Source organism: Geodermatophilus sp. TF02-6 (assembly GCF_003319115.1).
In the GTDB taxonomy this organism is placed as follows: Bacteria; Actinomycetota; Actinomycetes; order Mycobacteriales; family Geodermatophilaceae; genus Geodermatophilus.
This window is the reverse complement of sequence record NZ_QOHF01000015.1, coordinates 101,960-117,802: the sequence shown is the minus strand read 5'-3', so window position 1 is coordinate 117,802 and position 15,843 is coordinate 101,960. Positions and strand designations below refer to the sequence as shown.

Annotated in this window: 13 protein-coding genes and 1 tRNA gene; 7 read left to right on the top strand and 7 right to left on the bottom strand. The window is 74.9% G+C overall.

Going from position 1 to position 15,843, the window contains the following annotated elements; translation table 11 throughout:
- Positions 1–47: 47 nt before the first annotated feature.
- Positions 48–512 (bottom strand): NUDIX domain-containing protein, encoded by a 465-nt coding sequence (locus tag DQ238_RS14875; protein ID WP_113782046.1) that lies wholly within the window; start codon positions 510–512, stop codon positions 48–50.
- A 138-nt stretch (positions 513–650) separates the two neighbouring features.
- On the opposite strand from DQ238_RS14875, the gene DQ238_RS14870 reads away from it, so the two are divergent.
- Together DQ238_RS14870 and DQ238_RS14865 are read left to right on the top strand one after the other, a co-directional pair.
- On the top strand, positions 651–1,769 hold the full coding sequence (locus tag DQ238_RS14870) for an NAD(P)/FAD-dependent oxidoreductase (protein ID WP_113782045.1): 1,119 nt from the start codon (positions 651–653) through the stop codon (positions 1,767–1,769).
- Positions 1,770–1,995: 226 nt separating this feature from the next.
- Positions 1,996–2,553, top strand: coding sequence for a DinB family protein (locus DQ238_RS14865; RefSeq protein WP_199506356.1), 558 nt, complete (start codon positions 1,996–1,998; stop codon positions 2,551–2,553).
- A 118-nt stretch (positions 2,554–2,671) separates the two neighbouring features.
- Here the strand turns inward: DQ238_RS14865 and DQ238_RS14860 are convergent.
- A tRNA-Ser gene (locus DQ238_RS14860) sits at positions 2,672–2,758 on the bottom strand.
- 352 nt (positions 2,759–3,110) lie between these two features.
- Here DQ238_RS14860 and DQ238_RS14855 point away from each other — a divergent pair.
- Both DQ238_RS14855 and DQ238_RS14850 read left to right on the top strand, forming a co-directional pair.
- Positions 3,111–3,938 (top strand): mycofactocin-coupled SDR family oxidoreductase, encoded by an 828-nt coding sequence (locus DQ238_RS14855; protein ID WP_113782043.1) that lies wholly within the window; start codon positions 3,111–3,113, stop codon positions 3,936–3,938.
- A 126-nt stretch (positions 3,939–4,064) separates the two neighbouring features.
- Positions 4,065–4,919 carry a mycofactocin-coupled SDR family oxidoreductase gene (locus DQ238_RS14850; protein ID WP_113782042.1) on the top strand — a complete coding sequence of 285 codons (855 nt, stop codon included), beginning with the start codon at positions 4,065–4,067 and terminating at the stop codon, positions 4,917–4,919.
- Between the two features lie 81 nt (positions 4,920–5,000).
- Here DQ238_RS14850 and DQ238_RS14845 read toward each other — a convergent pair whose 3' ends face one another.
- The 3 genes from DQ238_RS14845 to DQ238_RS14835 form a co-directional block, all read right to left on the bottom strand.
- Positions 5,001–5,609 (bottom strand): hypothetical protein, encoded by a 609-nt coding sequence (locus DQ238_RS14845; RefSeq protein ID WP_147263086.1) that lies wholly within the window; start codon positions 5,607–5,609, stop codon positions 5,001–5,003.
- A gap of 297 nt (positions 5,610–5,906) precedes the next feature.
- Entirely contained in the window at positions 5,907–6,614 is a 708-nt protein-coding gene (locus DQ238_RS14840) for a bifunctional 2-polyprenyl-6-hydroxyphenol methylase/3-demethylubiquinol 3-O-methyltransferase UbiG (protein ID WP_113782040.1), read from the bottom strand.
- A gap of 221 nt (positions 6,615–6,835) precedes the next feature.
- Entirely contained in the window at positions 6,836–8,584 is a 1,749-nt protein-coding gene (locus DQ238_RS14835) for a glycoside hydrolase family 2 protein (protein WP_113782039.1), read from the bottom strand.
- Between the two features lie 139 nt (positions 8,585–8,723).
- Between DQ238_RS14835 and DQ238_RS14830 the strand changes: the two genes are divergently transcribed.
- Both DQ238_RS14830 and DQ238_RS14825 read left to right on the top strand, forming a co-directional pair.
- Positions 8,724–9,362 carry a TetR/AcrR family transcriptional regulator gene (locus DQ238_RS14830; protein WP_113782038.1) on the top strand — a complete coding sequence of 213 codons (639 nt, stop codon included), beginning with the start codon at positions 8,724–8,726 and terminating at the stop codon, positions 9,360–9,362.
- Positions 9,359–11,386 carry an acyl-CoA dehydrogenase gene (locus DQ238_RS14825; protein ID WP_113782037.1) on the top strand — a complete coding sequence of 676 codons (2,028 nt, stop codon included), beginning with the start codon at positions 9,359–9,361 and terminating at the stop codon, positions 11,384–11,386. Before DQ238_RS14830 ends, DQ238_RS14825 begins: the two co-directional genes overlap by 4 nt.
- A 192-nt stretch (positions 11,387–11,578) precedes the next feature.
- On the opposite strand, the gene DQ238_RS14820 is transcribed toward DQ238_RS14825, so the two are convergent.
- Positions 11,579–13,114: an amidase gene (locus tag DQ238_RS14820; RefSeq protein WP_113782036.1), complete on the bottom strand. Its 1,536-nt coding sequence runs from the start codon at positions 13,112–13,114 to the stop codon at positions 11,579–11,581.
- A 272-nt stretch (positions 13,115–13,386) separates the two neighbouring features.
- On the opposite strand from DQ238_RS14820, the gene DQ238_RS14815 reads away from it, so the two are divergent.
- Positions 13,387–14,640 carry a trans-acting enoyl reductase family protein gene (locus tag DQ238_RS14815; protein WP_113782035.1) on the top strand — a complete coding sequence of 418 codons (1,254 nt, stop codon included), beginning with the start codon at positions 13,387–13,389 and terminating at the stop codon, positions 14,638–14,640.
- Between the two features lie 36 nt (positions 14,641–14,676).
- Here the strand turns inward: DQ238_RS14815 and DQ238_RS14810 are convergent, their stop codons facing one another.
- Positions 14,677–15,600: an aldo/keto reductase gene (locus DQ238_RS14810; protein ID WP_113782034.1), complete on the bottom strand. Its 924-nt coding sequence runs from the start codon at positions 15,598–15,600 to the stop codon at positions 14,677–14,679.
- Between the last annotated feature and the right edge of the window lie 243 nt (positions 15,601–15,843).

Genomic DNA, 15,843 nt, shown 5'->3' with positions numbered 1-15,843 from the left:
GGTGAGGCGCCGGCCCCGTCACCGTGTCGCCCGGGTGAGGCGCCGCCTCAGAAGAGCAGGTCGTGCAGCCGGGTCAGCGAGGCCTCGAAGCCCGGGTGCAGGGGCACCGACGCGAGGTCGCCGAGCGCGATCCAGGCGACCCCGTCGCTCTCGCCGTCCAGCCGCAGGTCGGCCGGCTCGATGCCGCGCAGCGGGCGGGCCAACACGGTCGTGTACGACCAGCCGCCGTGGTCGTCGACCGAGCGCGTGCCGAGCTGCAGGTCCTCGGGGAGCAGGCCGAGCTCCTCGCGCACCTCGCGCAGCGCACCGTGCTCGGGGGACTCCCCCACGTGCAGGGCACCGCCCGGCGTCCCCCACGTGCCGCCGTGGTGGGACCAGACGGCCCGGTGCTGCAGCAGCAGTTCCGTCCCGTCGGCGCCGTCCCGGTGCACGAGCAGCCCCGCCGCGCCGAGCAGTCCCCAGTGCCGGTGGCCGAACGAGCAGGTCACCCAGCCGTCGGTCGGAGAGAACACCTCCCCAGTGAACCCGAGGCCGGCTGCCCACGGCGCCGGGTCACGCTCGGGGGCGTGCGTGTCGCCGTCTCCACCGGGTCCTCGTGGACGCCGACACCGCCGTGACCCGGGTCGCGCCGACCGCCTAGCGTCGGGCCCGTGGAGCGCTGGGACGTCGTGGTCGTCGGGGGCGGCCCGGCCGGCGCGGCCGCCGCGCTGGCCGCCCGACGCACCGGCGCCTCGGTGCTGGTGGTCGACCGCGCCGCGTTCCCCCGCGACAAGGTGTGCGGCGACGGTGTGGCCCCCGAGGCGCTCGACGTGCTCGCCGGCCTCGGCGTCGATGCCGGGGAGCTGACCGCCGGGTATCCGCCGGTCCCGCGCCTCGCGCTGCGCTCGCCGGGCGGCGCCGCGGTCGAGCGGGCGACGGCCCGCCCCTCGCACGTGGTCCCCCGCACCGTGCTCGACGCCCGCCTGCTGGGGGCGGCGCGGGCGGCCGGGGCGCGGTTCCGCCGGCACGCCGTCCGCCGGGTGCAGGCCGACCCGGACGGCGTGACCGTCGACGGCGTGCTGCGGGCGGGCGTGCTGGTCGGGGCGGACGGTGCGGAGTCCGTCGTCCGCCGGGCTCTGGGGCTGGCCACCAACCGCCCTGATCGGCTGGCCGTGGCGATCCGCGGCTACGCCCCCTCGCCGCCCGGGCAGGGGCTGACCCAGGTGCTGGTGACCACCGAGCAGCGCTGGCCGGCCTATGCGTGGTCGTTCCCGGTGGGCGACGGGCGGGCCAACGTCGGTTACGGCGAGCTGGTGTCCGGCGGGGCGACCCGGGCCACGCTGGTCGAGGGGCTGCACCGGCTGCTGCCCGGGGTGGCGCCCGAGGGCCTGCGCGCGCACCGGCTGCCGCTGTCCACCGGCCGGCCGCGGCTGCCCGACGGCCGGGTGCTGCTGGCCGGCGACGCCGCCTCGCTGGTCAACCCGCTGACCGGGGAGGGGATCTTCTACGCCGTCCTCTCGGGCGCGCTGGCCGGCGCGGCGGCGGGTGCCGGGGCGGGCGCCGGGGCCCGGTACCGGGGGCTGGTGCGGCGGCGGCTGGCCGGGCACCTGCGCTCGTCGCGGCTGGCGTCGGAGCTCTCCCGCTGGCCCGCGCTGATGGACGCCGCCGTCCGGGCCGCCGCCGCCGACCAGCGGGTCTTCGACGACCTGGTGGCCCTCGGCCTGGCCGACGGACGACTGGCCGCGCGCACGCTGGCCGCCGCGGTCGCGCGGCTGGCGGTCAGGAGCTGACGGCGGACAGCTGCTCATCCGGGTGTGATCCCGCGAGCGGAGGGCGCGCGACCCGAACCCACGATGGGTGTCACCCCACAGCGGTCTTCGCACTCGACACCGCGGTTGGCCGGGTCGTGCGGTCTCGTCCGTAGGCGCTGGTCGGGCTGAGCGGCTCGATCATCCCTTGTCGGCTGGCATGCGGGGCGCCGACGATGCGGCCATGGCCACGAGCCGACGAGCCGACATGTTCACCGCGGACGGCAAGCCGTCCAACGACGACCCGCGTGAGAACGGACCGAGGTTGGGCGACGAGCGCACGACGCTGGTCGAATCGCTGCGCTGTCAACGCCTCACGCTGCAGCTGAAGTGCTCGGGTCTCGATGCGGAGGCCATGGCGCGGCGTTCGGTCGAGCCCTCGACGATGTCGCTGCTCGGGCTGGTGCGCCACCTGGCCGAGGTGGAGCGTGCGACGTTCCGGAAGGTGATGGCCGGGCAGGACGTGCCTCGGCTGTTCTGCTCCGACACCGACCGCGACGGCGACTTCGATGGTGCCGTTCCCGACCCCCAGGTCGTCGCGGAGGCGTGGGAGGCATGGCGTGCGGAGGTCGACTTCGCCGCACAGTTCGTGGCCGACGCGCCCAGCCTCGACATCACCGGCAACGATCCCCTGAACCAGCACGGCAGCGGCGGCGGGCTCATGTCGCTGCGCGAGGTGTTGGTCGGGATGATCGAGGAGTACGCCCGCCACATGGGTCACGTCGACCTGTTGCGCGAACGGATCGACGGACGCATGGGCCAGTGATGGTCACGGGTGCGGCTCGTCGCGGTTCATGCCCGACCGCACGACCGTGCCGCGGCGTGCGCGCGTAGCCGACAGCCGTGGCAACCGGCTCAACCAGCGCAAAGACGCAGGTCACGAGCGGAGGGCGTGGGATTCGAACCCACGATGGGTGTCACCCCATAGCGGTTTTCAAGACCGCCGCCATCGGCCACTAGGCGAGCCCTCCCAGCAGGTCATGTGCCGCCTGACCTGCATGTCTGCCGCTTCATCGTGCAACCGTCAGCACCCCTAGGAGGCCCCTGGAGACTCCGTCGTGCCACTGCTCGTTGCACGGATGTTGCACGCGAGACGCCATGCTACGGAATCACCGACTTGATCAACTGCCCGCTCCGGGTGCCCCTGATCTCACTGACCCGCATCCACGACGGCCTCAAGGGCCTCGGCGCGAACGCCGTGCGCAGGGTCAGCAGCAAGCCGAATTGCGACGACGTCCTCTTCTCCGGTGGCACCGAGTGCCATAACGGGCGACGTAGATCACATTCGGCCGTCGGGGTCAGGGACTCCGGGAGGAGCACTCCATGGGACGGGTCGAGGGCAAGGTCGCCTTCATCACCGGAGCTGCCCGTGGCCAGGGCCGCAGCCATGCGGTCCGGCTGGCCGAGGAAGGCGCGGACATCATCGCCGTCGACGTCTGCAAGCAGGTCGAGACGGTCCCCTACCCGACCGCCACGCCCGACGACCTGGCCGAGACCGTCCGGCAGGTCGAGGCCCTGGACCGGCGGATCGTCGCCGCCGAGGTCGACGTCCGCGACCTCGCCGGGCTGACGACGGCGGTCGAGGACGGCGTCGCCCAGCTCGGCCGCCTCGACATCGTGCTGGCCAACGCCGGCATCTCCACGCCCGCCGCCACCCTGGAGATGGACGAAGAGACCTGGCAGACGATGATCGACGTCAACCTCACCGGCGTCTGGAAGACCGTCCGCGCCTCGGTGCCGCACATCGTCGCCGGCGGCCGCGGTGGTTCGGTGGTCGTCACCAGCTCGCTGGCCGCCATCTACGCCAACCCCGGCACCGCGCACTACTCCGCGGCCAAGGCCGGCCTGGTCATGCTGGCGAAGGTCATGGCCAAGGAACTGGCGCCGCAGAACATCCGGGTCAACACGATCCACCCCACCACGGTCGCCACCGACATGATCCTCAACGAGCCGACCTACCGACTGTTCCGCCCGGACCTGGAGCACCCCACCCGGGCGGACTTCGAAGAGGCTGCGCTGACCCTCAACGAGATGCCGGTCCCGGCCATCGAGGCGGTCGACATCTCCAACGCCGTCCTCTACCTGGTCTCCGACGACGGCCGCTACGTCACCGGCACCACCCACGTGGTGGACGCCGGCGGCCAGCTCTGAACAAGGACCCCCTGCCCCCACCACTCGGGGAGGACCCCGTCCTCCCCACCCTCCACAGGCCCAGGGTGGGACCCGGGACGGGCCGGGGGCCCTGCAGGGGGCCGCCACACCGAGGAGGAGGCCCACATGGGCATGCTGGAGGGGAAGGTCGCCCTCATCACCGGCGGCGCGCGCGGTCAGGGCCGCGCGCACGCCACCACCTGCGCCCGCGAGGGCGCCGAGGTCATCGCGGTCGACATCGCCGACCAGCTCGAGACGGTCCCGTACACGATGGCGACACAGGACGACCTCGACGAGACCGTCCGCCAGGTCGAGGCCCTCGACCGCCGTGCGCTCGCGGTCACCGCCGACGTCCGCTCCCAGGAACAGATGGACGAGGCGGTCCGCCGCGGTCTGGCCGAGTTCGGCCAGATCGACATCCTCATCGCCAACGCCGGCATCTGGACCCAGGGTGCCTTCTGGGAGCTGTCGGAGCAGGCGTGGGACGAGATGATCGGCGTCAACCTCACCGGCGTCTGGAAGTCGGCCAAGGCGGTCGCCCCGCACATGATCGAGCGCCAGACCGGGTCGATCGTCATCACCTCGTCGATCAACGGCCTGGAGCCCGGTCCGAACTACGCCCACTACGTGTCCGCGAAGTTCGGCGTGGTCGGGCTGATGAAGAACATCGCCCTGGAGCTCACGCCGTACGGGATTCGCTGCAACTCGGTGCACCCCGGCGCGATCAGGACCCCGATGACCGACCACCAGGGCGCCTGGGACATGTTCGCCGGCCACGAGGGCGGCACCGAGGCCGACCTGATCGAGGGCGGCTACTCCTTCCACGCCCTCAAGGGCACGACCTTCATGTCGCCGCAGGTCATCGCCGACACCGCGCTGTACCTGAACTCCGACCTGGCGGCCAAGGTCACCGGGGTCACCATCCCGGTCGACGCCGGGCACATGATCCTCCCCGGGGTCAACACCGCACCGGTCAAGTGAGCAGCGGAGGCCACGGACGACACCGACCTCGGCGCGGCGCCGGAGGGAGCTGACCCGCGAACCGCGCCGCGGGGCCCGAGGTCAGCCGGCCGCGCGGACGACGCAGGCGCCACCGAGCGGGTCGACGGCGAAGCCGCGCAGGGCCAGCACGTCAGCCAGCGCCCGGTTCACGACCTGCTGGACGGCGGCGTCCGCGGCGGGGCCGTGGACCTGCTCGACGCTCATCCGGTCGTGCTGCCGCCAGCTGACGACGATGCCGCCCAGGTCGCGCTCGGGGACCAGGCACACCCCACCGGCCTCGCTCCCGGCTCCGGTGGCGTCGTACAGGGACAACCCGGCCTCGCACAGCGCCGCGGCCACCTCGACCACCAGGGTGCCGAGGGCGTCGTCGTCGGGGAGTCCGGCGTCCCAGTCCTCGGGCAGCCGGTCGAGCTGTTCCCCGAGGTGTGCCAGCCACGCCCACTCCTGGGGTGACGGGCGGGGAGCGAGCGCGCCGTCCGCCCGGCGGATGCCGTGGACCGGACGGGCACCCCGCTCGAGGGCGCCGGTCGACCAGCCGGCCTCGGCCCGGTCCGCGAACGGCCCGGCCACGATCCGCCCGGGGCCGTCCTCCTCGTCGACGACCAGCCACCAGCCCTGCCGGACGGCGCCACCGTCGAGCACCTCAGCACCGGAACGAGCGCCCACCATCACCACTCCCTGGTACGGATCGCCGACGGGGGAAGGACGTCGGCGCCGCGCGGGCCGTCCCTGGCCGCGCGCAGCGGGGAGACCGTAGGCCGCGGACGCCGTCCCGATCGCGTCCTCGGAACCGGCCCGGACGCCCGCGTTGCCGGATCGTTGCCCGAGCCCCCGACCGGGCACGGTGACCTGCGTTCCGCCGCACCACTTGTCGACCGCTGCGGCCGGCGCCGAGCGTGGCGGAGCCCGGCCCCCGGGTCGGTGAGGCCTCCGGGTCGGCGCCGCGCCGGCGTGTCGCCGGCCCGGTCAGGCGGCGACGGCGGTGACGAAGGTGCAGATGCCGTCGCCGCGCTGCGCCCGCTGCCGTACGCCGGCCAGCGCGAGCAGGGCGATCTCCACCCGGTACGCGAGACGGGCCAGGCCGCGGTAGAAGGTGTTGCCGCCGGTCGTGACCTCGGTCCGGTCGAACCCGGCCAGGCGGACGTGCTCGGTCAGCATCCAGTCCGGGAGGATCGTGATGTGCCCCGGCTGGTGGTAGAACTCCGGCCCGAAGACGTACGGGGCGCCCAGCAGGAACGTCTTCAACCGTGAGTGCGGATGGGTGACGTTCGGCGTGCTGACCAGCAGCGTGTCCCCGGGGCGCAGCAGGGACCGGATCGAGCGCAGCACCTGCCGCGGGTTCTCCACGTGCTCCAGCGTCTCGACGCAGACCACCATGTCGAAGGGGCCGCGGGTCTCCTCGGTCCACTCGGGGTCGTCCAGGTCGAGCCGGTGGATCCACTCGTGCGGCGGGTCGAGGTCGGTCGGGACGACGTCGAAGCCGGCGTCCCGGAGCCGCAGCGCCAGCGCCCCGCACCCGGAGCCGACCTCGAGGACCCGCCCACCATCGGGGAGCGCCGCCCGCACCAGCTCGACGGCGTACTCGTGCACACCCGGTGCGGCGTGGATGCCGTGCCCCGCGTAGGACCCGTGGGCTTGCGTCCGGGTGCTGGTCGTTCGCTCAACCGCCGCCATCACCGCAGCCTCGCACAGGTGACGGGGAGCCCGCCGTGCTCGGTGACCTCCCGGGTGCGGCCCCCCGCTCGACCGGCGTGCCTCCGCCCCCGCCGTCCGTGATCATGGGGTTGTTGCCCGACGACACGCCGGCGGGCGGCGTGTCCGTGGCAACAACCCCATGATCAACTCGGCGGGGCTCGGCGGGGCTCGGCGGGGGCGGGGCGGGGCGCCGCGTCGGGTCAGCCCTCGCCGAGGGTGGCCCGGCGGATGGCGTCGGGGTCGCACTTGGGCACCCGCTCGGCGGTGAGCAGCCCGTTGACCTCCTGGTAGGTGTCGGTCAGCTGGGTCCAGCACGCCCCGGCGAGCACGCTGCTGGCGTGCACCGCCGCCCACTGGTCGCGGTAGCGGGCCAGCAGGTCCTCGGGCGATCGGGCGTCGGCGTAGCCCCAGCCGCGGTCGTCGTCGGCCGGGTGCCGCAGCGCCACCCCGCCGAACTCGGACAGGACGACGGCGCGGCCGGCGACCCCGGCCCGCTCCAGGTCGGTCAGCCGGCCGTCGGGACGGCGGCCGGTGGCGGCGCGCTCGACGTCCTCCCGGGAGGCGTAGCGGGCCGCGAGCGCCACCGGGTCCTGCGCGTAGTCGTGGACGCCGAGGATGCTCCCCCCCAGCGCCTCCCAGCCGTCGTTGGCCGACACCGGCCGGGTGCCGTCGAGCGCCTCGGCGGTCGCGGCCAGGGCCCGGACCAGCGCCCGCTGCCGGGGGTCGGTCGCCACCTCCTGCACGCCCCACGACTCGTTGAGCGGTACCCAGGCCACCACGCTCGGGTGGCCGCGGTGGGCGGCCACGACCTCGGGCCACTCCCGCAGCAGCCGCGCGGCCGCGGTCGGACCCGGGCGGTGGGCCGAGGGCATCTCGGCCCACACCAGCAGCCCCACCCGGTCGGCGAGGGCGAGCCAGCGCGGGTCCTCGGTCTTCTGGTGCTTGCGGACGCCGGTGAAGCCCAGCGCCCGGGTGAGCTCGAGGTCGCGCCGCAGCGCCGCGACGTCGGGCGGGGTGGCGCCGGTGTCGGGCCAGTAGCCCTGGTCGAGGACCAGCCGCAGCGGCACGGGCCGGCCGTTGACCAGGACCCGCCCGTCGTCGACCGCCACCGAGCGCAGCGCCGTGTAGCTCGCCACCTCGTCGAGCACCTCGCCGGTGTCGGTGACCAGCGCGAGCTCGGCGTCCAGCAGCCGCCCGTCGCCGGGCTCCCACAGCAGGCCCCACCGGTCGTCGAAGCCGCCGTCCCCCACCTGCAGGGTCCGCTCGACCACGGTGCCGTCCACGCGGACGGCGTCGTCGGCCAGCAGCCGGTCGCCGGCGCGCAGCCGCAGGTGCAGCCGCGCCCCGGAGACCGGGACGGCCAGCTCCACGCGGACGTCGACCCGCAGCGTGTCCGGGTCGCCGCGCCACTGCACGTCGGCGATGTGCCGGGCGCAGAGCTCCTCCAGCCACGGGGTGCGCCAGATGCCGGTGGTGCGCGGGTACCAGATCTCGTGCGGCTCGTCCCGCCAGTCCTGCTTGCCCCGCGGCGCCTCGAGGTCGAGCGGGTCGTCGTCGGCCCGGACGACGAGGTCCGCGCCGTCGCCCAGGGCGTCGGTGACGTCGACCGAGAACGGGGTGTAGCCGCCCTCGTGGCGCGCGACGTGGGCGCCGCCGACCCAGACGTCGCAGACCCGGTCGACGGCGCCGAGGTGGAGCACGGTGCGCCGGTCGCCGGCGCGTCCCGGCAGCGGGCGGCGGTACCAGGCGCGGTCGAGCGGCCCCTTCCAGTGCACGCCGCTGGCCGGGGTCTCGGGGGCGTAGGGCACCCGCACGGTGCGGTCGAAGGCGACTCCCCCGACGGTGCCGGTCAGGTCGGGGTCGGCGGCGAACTCCCAGACGCCGTCGAGCGGGGTCCAGGGACGGCGCAGCAGCGGCCGGGGGTGGGCGGTGGCGTCCAGCGGGTGCACGAGCCCACCTCACCCGAGGACCACCCCGTCGCTCCAGTCGATCACCGGCGAGTGGCTGCCGGACCCGCCGGTGGGGACAGCCACTCAACGATGATCACTACATGCGTCGATACCCGTGGTACCGCGTACTGTTGGTACCGTGAAACCGGGCACCGCGCGCCGTGACCGACGAGACTCGCGGTGGGACGAGCACCGCCGCGCCCGCCGCGAGCAGCTGGTCGACGCCACCGTCGCCGCGGTCGGCCGGCACGGCGCCGGCGTCGGCATGGACGAGATCGCCGCCGCGGCCGGCACCAGCAAGACCGTCGTCTACCGGCACTTCGCCGACCGCGGCGAGCTGCACGTCGCCGTCTGCGCCCGGGTGGCCGGACACCTCACCGCCCGGCTGCGCGCGGCGACGGCGCACAGCCGGGACCCGCGGCAGACGCTCGCCGCCGCCGTCGACACCTACCTGGGCTTCCTCGAGGCCGATCCGGAGCTGTACCGGTTCGTCGTCTCCGGGCCGCCGGCCGACGGCGACCCGATCGGCACCCTCTCCTCCCTCGTGGGGGACCAGGCGGCCGCGCTGGTCGCCGTCGCCCTCGAGCGGGCCGGCCGCGACCCCGCCGCCGCGCAGCCCTGGGGCCACGCCCTGGTCGGCCTGGTCCGCTCGGCTGCCGATTGGTGGTTGCGGGCCGACCGGCCGATGCCGCGCGCCGACCTCGCCGCCCACCTCACCGACCTCGCCTGGGCCGGGCTGTCCGGCGTGGTGACCACCAGCACCGAGGAGACCCCATGACCACCAGCCTGCCGACCGGCGTCGACCCGAGGGCGCTCACCGAGGTGCTCGACGGGCGCTGGGGGCACGTGCGCCGCGACGCCCGGGAGAACCTGCACGACCCCGACCTCCTGCCCGTCTACGGCGAGACCGTCGCCGAGGCCCGCGCGCGGGTGACCCGGATGGCCCGCACGCTCGCCGGGTCCGGCCGGGTCACCCTGGGCTTCCCCGAGGAGTACGGCGGGGAGGACGACCCGGGCGGGTCGGTCGTCTCGGTGGAGATGCTCGCCTTCGGGGACCTGTCGGTCATGGTCAAGGCCGGCGTCCAGTGGGGGCTGTTCGGCGGCGCCGTCCAGGCGCTCGGCACCCAGCGGCACCACGACGCGTACCTGCGCGACATCATGGGCTTCGACCTGCCCGGCTGCTTCGCGATGACCGAGACCGGGCACGGCTCCGACGTGCAGAACCTGCGGACGACGTGCACCTACGACCCCGCCACGCAGACGTTCGACCTGCACACCCCGCACCCGGCCGCGCGCAAGGACTACATCGGCAACGCGGCGCGAGACGGCCGGATGGCCGTGGTCTTCGCCCAGCTGGTGACCCGCGGGGAGCGGCACGGCGTGCACGCCTGGCTGGTGCCGATCCGCGACGAGCACGGCGACCCGGTGCCGGGCGTCACCGTCTCCGACGACGGCCCCAAGGCCGGCCTCAACGGCGTGGACAACGGCCGGCTGATGTTCGACCACGTGAGCGTGCCGCGGGAGATGCTGCTCGACCGCTACGGGCAGGTCGCGCCCGACGGCACCTACACCAGCCCGATCGCGGACCCGACCCGCCGCTTCTTCACCATGCTCGGCACGCTGGTGCGCGGGCGGGTCAGCGTCGGCGGCGCGGCGTCGTCGGCCACCAAGCTCGCCCTGGACATCGCGGTCCGCTACGGCGACGTCCGCCGCCAGTTCACCGTCCCCGGCGCGGACCGCGAGGTCGCCGTCAACGACTACCTCGTCCACCAGCGCAGGCTGTTGCCCGCCCTGGCCACCACCTACGCGTACACCTTCGCGCAGGAGGAGCTGGTGGGCACCATGCACGACCTGCAGACCGCCGACCGGGTGGACGAGCAGCAGCAACGAGAGCTCGAGTCCCGGGCCGCCGGGCTCAAGGCCGCCCAGACCTGGCACGCCACCCGCACCATCCAGGCCTGCCGCGAGGCCTGCGGCGGCGCGGGCTACCTGCAGGAGAACCGGCTGCCGCACCTGAAGGCCGACACCGACGTCTTCACCACGTTCGAGGGCGACAACACCGTGTTGATGCAGCTGGTCGCCAAGGGCCTGCTCACCGGCTACCGCGACGCGTTCGGCTCGCTGGACGGCTGGGGCCGGCTGGGCTTCGTCGCCGACCTGGTCCGCGAGACCGTGCTCGAGCGGACGGCGGCCCGCGGGCTGATCGCCCGGCTGGTCGACGCCGTCCCCGGGCGGGACGACGACGTGCCGCTGCTCGACCGCGGCTGGCAGCTGAGCGCGTTCGAGGACCGCGAGAAGCACGTCCTCGAGGGCGCCGTCCGCCGGCTGCGGCGCAACGCCCAGACACCCGGGATGGCGCCGTTCGACGTCTTCAACGACGTCCAGGACCACGTGCTCGAGACCGCGCAGGCGCACGTCGACCGGATCGTGCTGGAGGCCTTCGTCGCCGGCATCGAGCGGACGACGGACGACGGCGCGCGGGCCCTGCTGGAGCGGGTCTGCGACCTGTACGCGCTGTCGACCATCGAGGCGGACAAGGGCTGGTTCCTCGAGCACGGCCGGCTCACCCCGGCCCGCGCGAAGGCGCTGACCGCGACGGTGAACCAGCTGGTCCGGGAGCTGCGGCCGCACGCGGTCACGCTCGTGGACGCCTTCGCCATCCCGGAGGGCTGGAAGGCCGCGGCCGTCCTGCGCGAGGAGGAGGGCCGGCAGGAGGCGATGGCCGCCCACGACGCGGCCGTCCCCGACGCCGGGCCGCTGCAGGGGACGGCGACCGCGGTGGCGGTCCCGCCCGCGCAGTGAGCCCGGCCCCTCCCCGAGCTCTGCCCGAGTTCTTCCCGAGTCGAGCTCTGCCCGAGTTCTTCCCGAGTCGATCATGGGGTTGTTGCGCGCGACACGGCAGAACACGCCGCAGCGGCCGGCAACAACCCCATGATCACGCCCGGAGGGGCGAGAGGGCCCGGAGGAGTGCCCGACGGAGAGAGGGACGCCGTGTCAGCGGGCGGGTGGGCGCGGGAAGCCGCCGACCAGCCGCTCGAAGGCGTGCGCCACCTTCAGACACGTGGTGTCCTCGAAGCGGCGGCCGACCAGCATCATCCCGACCGGCAGCCCCTGCGACAGCCCGGCCGGGACGCTGGTCGCCGGGTGCCCGCTGACGTCGAACGGCGCGCAGTTGACGATCATCTCGAGTGCTCGGGCGATCCGGGTCTCCAGCAGGGCGTCCGGTGCCGGGATCTCCGGGGCGACCATCGGCACGGTCGGCAGGACCAGCAGGTCGACGTCGGCGAGCGCGGCGTCGTAGCGCCGGCGCACCTCGGGGACCAGGTTCTGCGCCATGGCGTAGTGCCGGGTCTGCTCCTGCTCGAGCGACCACCGCCCGGCCAGCGCCACCGCGGTGACCGTCGGCGACCACCGGTCGACCACCTCCCGCCGCCGCCGGCCGTAGTGGGCCACCAGTTCGGGGTCGTAGCGGCCCTCGTAGTTCCAGCCGTACGCGTTGCCCTCGATCATCTGCACGGTCGCGCCGTCGGTGGCGATGACGTTCCACACGTGCAGGGCGTGCCGGTGCCAGGGCAGGTCGACGTCGACGACCTCGATGCCCAGCTCGCGCAGCCGGTCGGCGGCCGCCCGGACGGTGTCGTCGACACCCGGTTCGGAGAGCTCCTCCCAGCCGAAGCCCTGCGCGACCACCCCGACCCGCAGACCGGTGACGTCCCCGTCCAGCGCGGCGGCGTACTGCTCGGGCGCGAGGTCGGCCGGCTGACGGGGGTCGTCGCCGTCCCGGCCGGCCAGGACGTCGAGCACCAGGGCGGCGTCGGCGACCGTGCCGGTCATCGGGCCCAGGTGGTCGAGGGTCAGCTCGATGGGGAACGCGCCGGTGTAGGGCACCAGGCCGTGGGTCGGCTTGTGCCCGACGATGCCGCAGAACGCCGCCGGCATGCGGATCGAGCCGCCCTGGTCGCCGCCGAGGGCGAGGTCGACCTCCCCCGCGGCCACCAGCGCGGCGCTGCCGCTGGAGCTGCCGCCGGTCGTCCGGGACGGATCCCACGGGTTGCGCACCGGGCCGGTGACCGAGGTGTGGCTGCCGCCGGAGAAGCAGAGGTCCTCGCAGACGGCCTTGCCGGTGATGGTCGCGCCGGCCTCGAGCAGGCGGGTGATCACGGTGGCGTCCTGCCGGGGGACGAAGCCCTCGACGGTGTGCGAGCCGTTCATCATCGGGACGCCGGCGACCGCGGTGTTGTCCTTGACCGCCACCGTCCGCCCGGCCAGCGGGCCCTCGGCGGCGCCGGGGATCTCCGTGGTCACGTACCAGGCCCCGAGCGGGTTGTCCGCCTCGGCGGGGCGGCTTCCGGCCCGCCCCTCCGGGAGCTGCGGGGCGATGCCGGCGTAGAGCTCCTCGACCGCGTCGTAGGAGCCGAGGAACGCCGCGACGATCGGCGTGTAGGCGGCCACCTCCTCGGCGCTGGGCTCCATGCCGTAGCTGGCCGCGAGCGCGGCCACCTCCTTCTCGTCGGGCGGGCGGACGGGCACGGCGACCTCCAGGTGAGCGCAGGTGTGGCCGCAAGCTAGTGGCGTCCCCGCCGCCCTGTCACCGCATCGCCGGCCCCTTCCCGGGTTGATCATGGGGTTGTTGTCGGCGACACGGCCGGACGCGCCGCAGCGGCCGGCAACAACCCCATGATCACGGCCGGCGAGGGGCCGCCGCCGGCCGGTCCGGGCCCGGGCCGCGCAACGGTCCGGGATCCGGTGGCGCCGCCGCGGCTGACGCGCGCACCCGGTGGCCGGGGGGCCAGGATGGCCGGGTGCCCGACACCACGCGCAGCCACGACCGCACCCACGACCGCACCCACGACGTCGCCGTCTACGGGGCCACCGGCTTCGTGGGCCGGCTGCTCGCCGAGTACCTCGCCGAGCACGCCCCCGCCGGCACCCGCATCGCCCTGGCCGGGCGCGCACGGGACCGGCTCGAGGAGGTCCGCGCCGGGCTGCCCACTGCCGGCCGGGACTGGGACGTCGTGGTCGCCGACGCCACCGACCCCGCGTCGCTGGCCGCCCTGGCCGGCTCCACCCGAGCCCTGGCCACGACCGTCGGCCCCTACGCCCGGTACGGCCTGCCCGTGGCCGAGGCCTGCGCCCGCGCCGGCACCCACTACGCCGACCTGACCGGCGAGGTGTTGTTCGTCCGCGAGGCGATCGACCGCACCGACGCCGTCGCGCGCGACACCGGCGCGCGGATCGTGCACGCCTGCGGCTACGACTCGATCCCCTCCGACCTGTCGGTGCTCCTGCTCGCCGAACGGGCCGCCGCCGACGGTGCCGGCCGGCTGGGCGACGTCCGGCTGGTCGCCACGGCCCGGGGCGGCTTCAGCGGCGGGACGATCGAGTCGGTGCGGGGCCAGCTCGCCGCCGTCCGCAGCGACCCCGCCGCCCGGCGGCTGGCGGCCGACCCGTACGCGCTCAGCCCGGACCGGGACGCCGAACCGCGCACCCGCCAGCCCGCGGACGCCGGCCCGCCGACCCGCACCCGCGACGGCCGGTGGACCGCCCCCTTCGTGATGGCGCCGTTCAACACCCGGATCGTGCGGCGCAGCAACGCGCTGCAGGAGTGGGCCTACGGGCGGGGGATGCGCTACGGCGAGGTGATGGGCTGCGGCCGCGGCCCGGTGGGTGCGTTCACCGCCGCCGGGGTCACCGCCGGGCTGGCCGCGGGCCTGGCCGCGATGAGCCTGCCGCCGACGAGCGCGCTGCTCGACCGGCTGCTGCCCGCCCCCGGCACCGGCCCGAGCGAGCAGGCGCGCCGCCGCGGCTGGTTCCGCATGAGCGTCGACGCCGAGACCGAGGGCGGCCGCCGCTACCGGGCGACCGCGGCCGGCCCGGGTGACCCGGGCTACGCGGCGACCGCCGTCATGCTCGGGGAGACGGTGCTGGCCCTGGCCCTCGACGAGGACCGGCTGCCCGACCGCGCGGGGTCGCTCACCCCGGCGACGGCGTTGGGCGACGTGCTGGTCGACCGGCTGCGCGCCGCAGGGCACACCTACGAGGTCGCCCCGGCCTGACAGAAAGGACCCCGGCCCCCTTGCCGGGTCCCTCGTCTAGGCCGAGGCGTCGGTGAGCAGCCGGCGCTGCTCGTCGGTGAGGACGAGGTCCTGCATGGGCAGCAGGTCGGCCAGCTGTTCCACCGACCGGCCGCTGGCGATCGGTGAGACGACCGTCGGCTGGTCGGCCAGCCAGCGCAGCGCCACCGCCGCCGTCGTCACCCCGTGGGCCTGCGCCACCTGCTCCAGCGCGGCCAGCACCCGGTCCCCGCGCTCCCCGACGTAGGCCGACGCGCCCTCGGCCCGCGGCGAGTCGACCTGCTCGCCGGGCCGGTACTTGCCGGTGAGGAATCCCTTGGCCAGGGCGAAGTAGGGCAGCACGCCCATCCCGTGCGCGGCCACGACCTCGCGCAGCCCGTCCTCGTAGGCCGGTCGCTCCACCAGGTTGTAGTGCGGCTGCAGCGCGACGTAGCGGGCCAGGCCCAGCCGCTCGGAGGTCTCCAGGGCCTCGGTCAGCCGCTGCGGGGAGTAGTTGGACGCCGCGACGTAGCGGACCTTGCCCGCCTGCACCAGCTCGTCGAAGGCGCGCAGCGTCTCCTCCAGCGGGGTGGTCTCGTCGTCGTAGTGGGCGTAGTAGAGGTCGATCCGGTCGGTCTGCAGCCGGCGCAGCGACCCCTCGGCCGCCGTCCGGATCTCCGCCGCGGACAGCGGGTGCTCCTTGTCCAGCCGCGAGGCCTTGGTCGCCACCACCATCCGGTCGCGCACGCCGCGCTCGGCCATCCAGGCGCCGAGGATCTCCTCCGAGCGGCCCCGACCGTAGGACTCCGCGGTGTCGACGAACGGGGACTGGGTGCTCACGGTCGCGTCGGTGAAGCGGTCCAGCAGGGCTGCGGACGTCGGCTCGTCCGCCGTCCAGCCGAACACGTTGCCGCCCAGGCAGAGGTCGCTGACGGTCAGGTCGGTCCCCGGGATCCGTGGCATGGCCCCACGCTAGATGAAGGGCCCTCCTGCCTCCCGTCGTAGAAGGACCCCGTCCTCCTCCCCCGCTCGCGAGCTCGCGGCGAGCCTCTGGACGGGGCCGGCGACGGGAGGCAGGAGGGCCGACGCCGCCGTCCGGGAGCCGGCCGACCCGGAGGGGCCGGTGGGGCGGGAGGGACCCGTCCGCTCCCCGCGGTGGCGGCTCGTCAGGGCAGCATGGCAGCGTGCCCTCCGGCCTGACCTCGA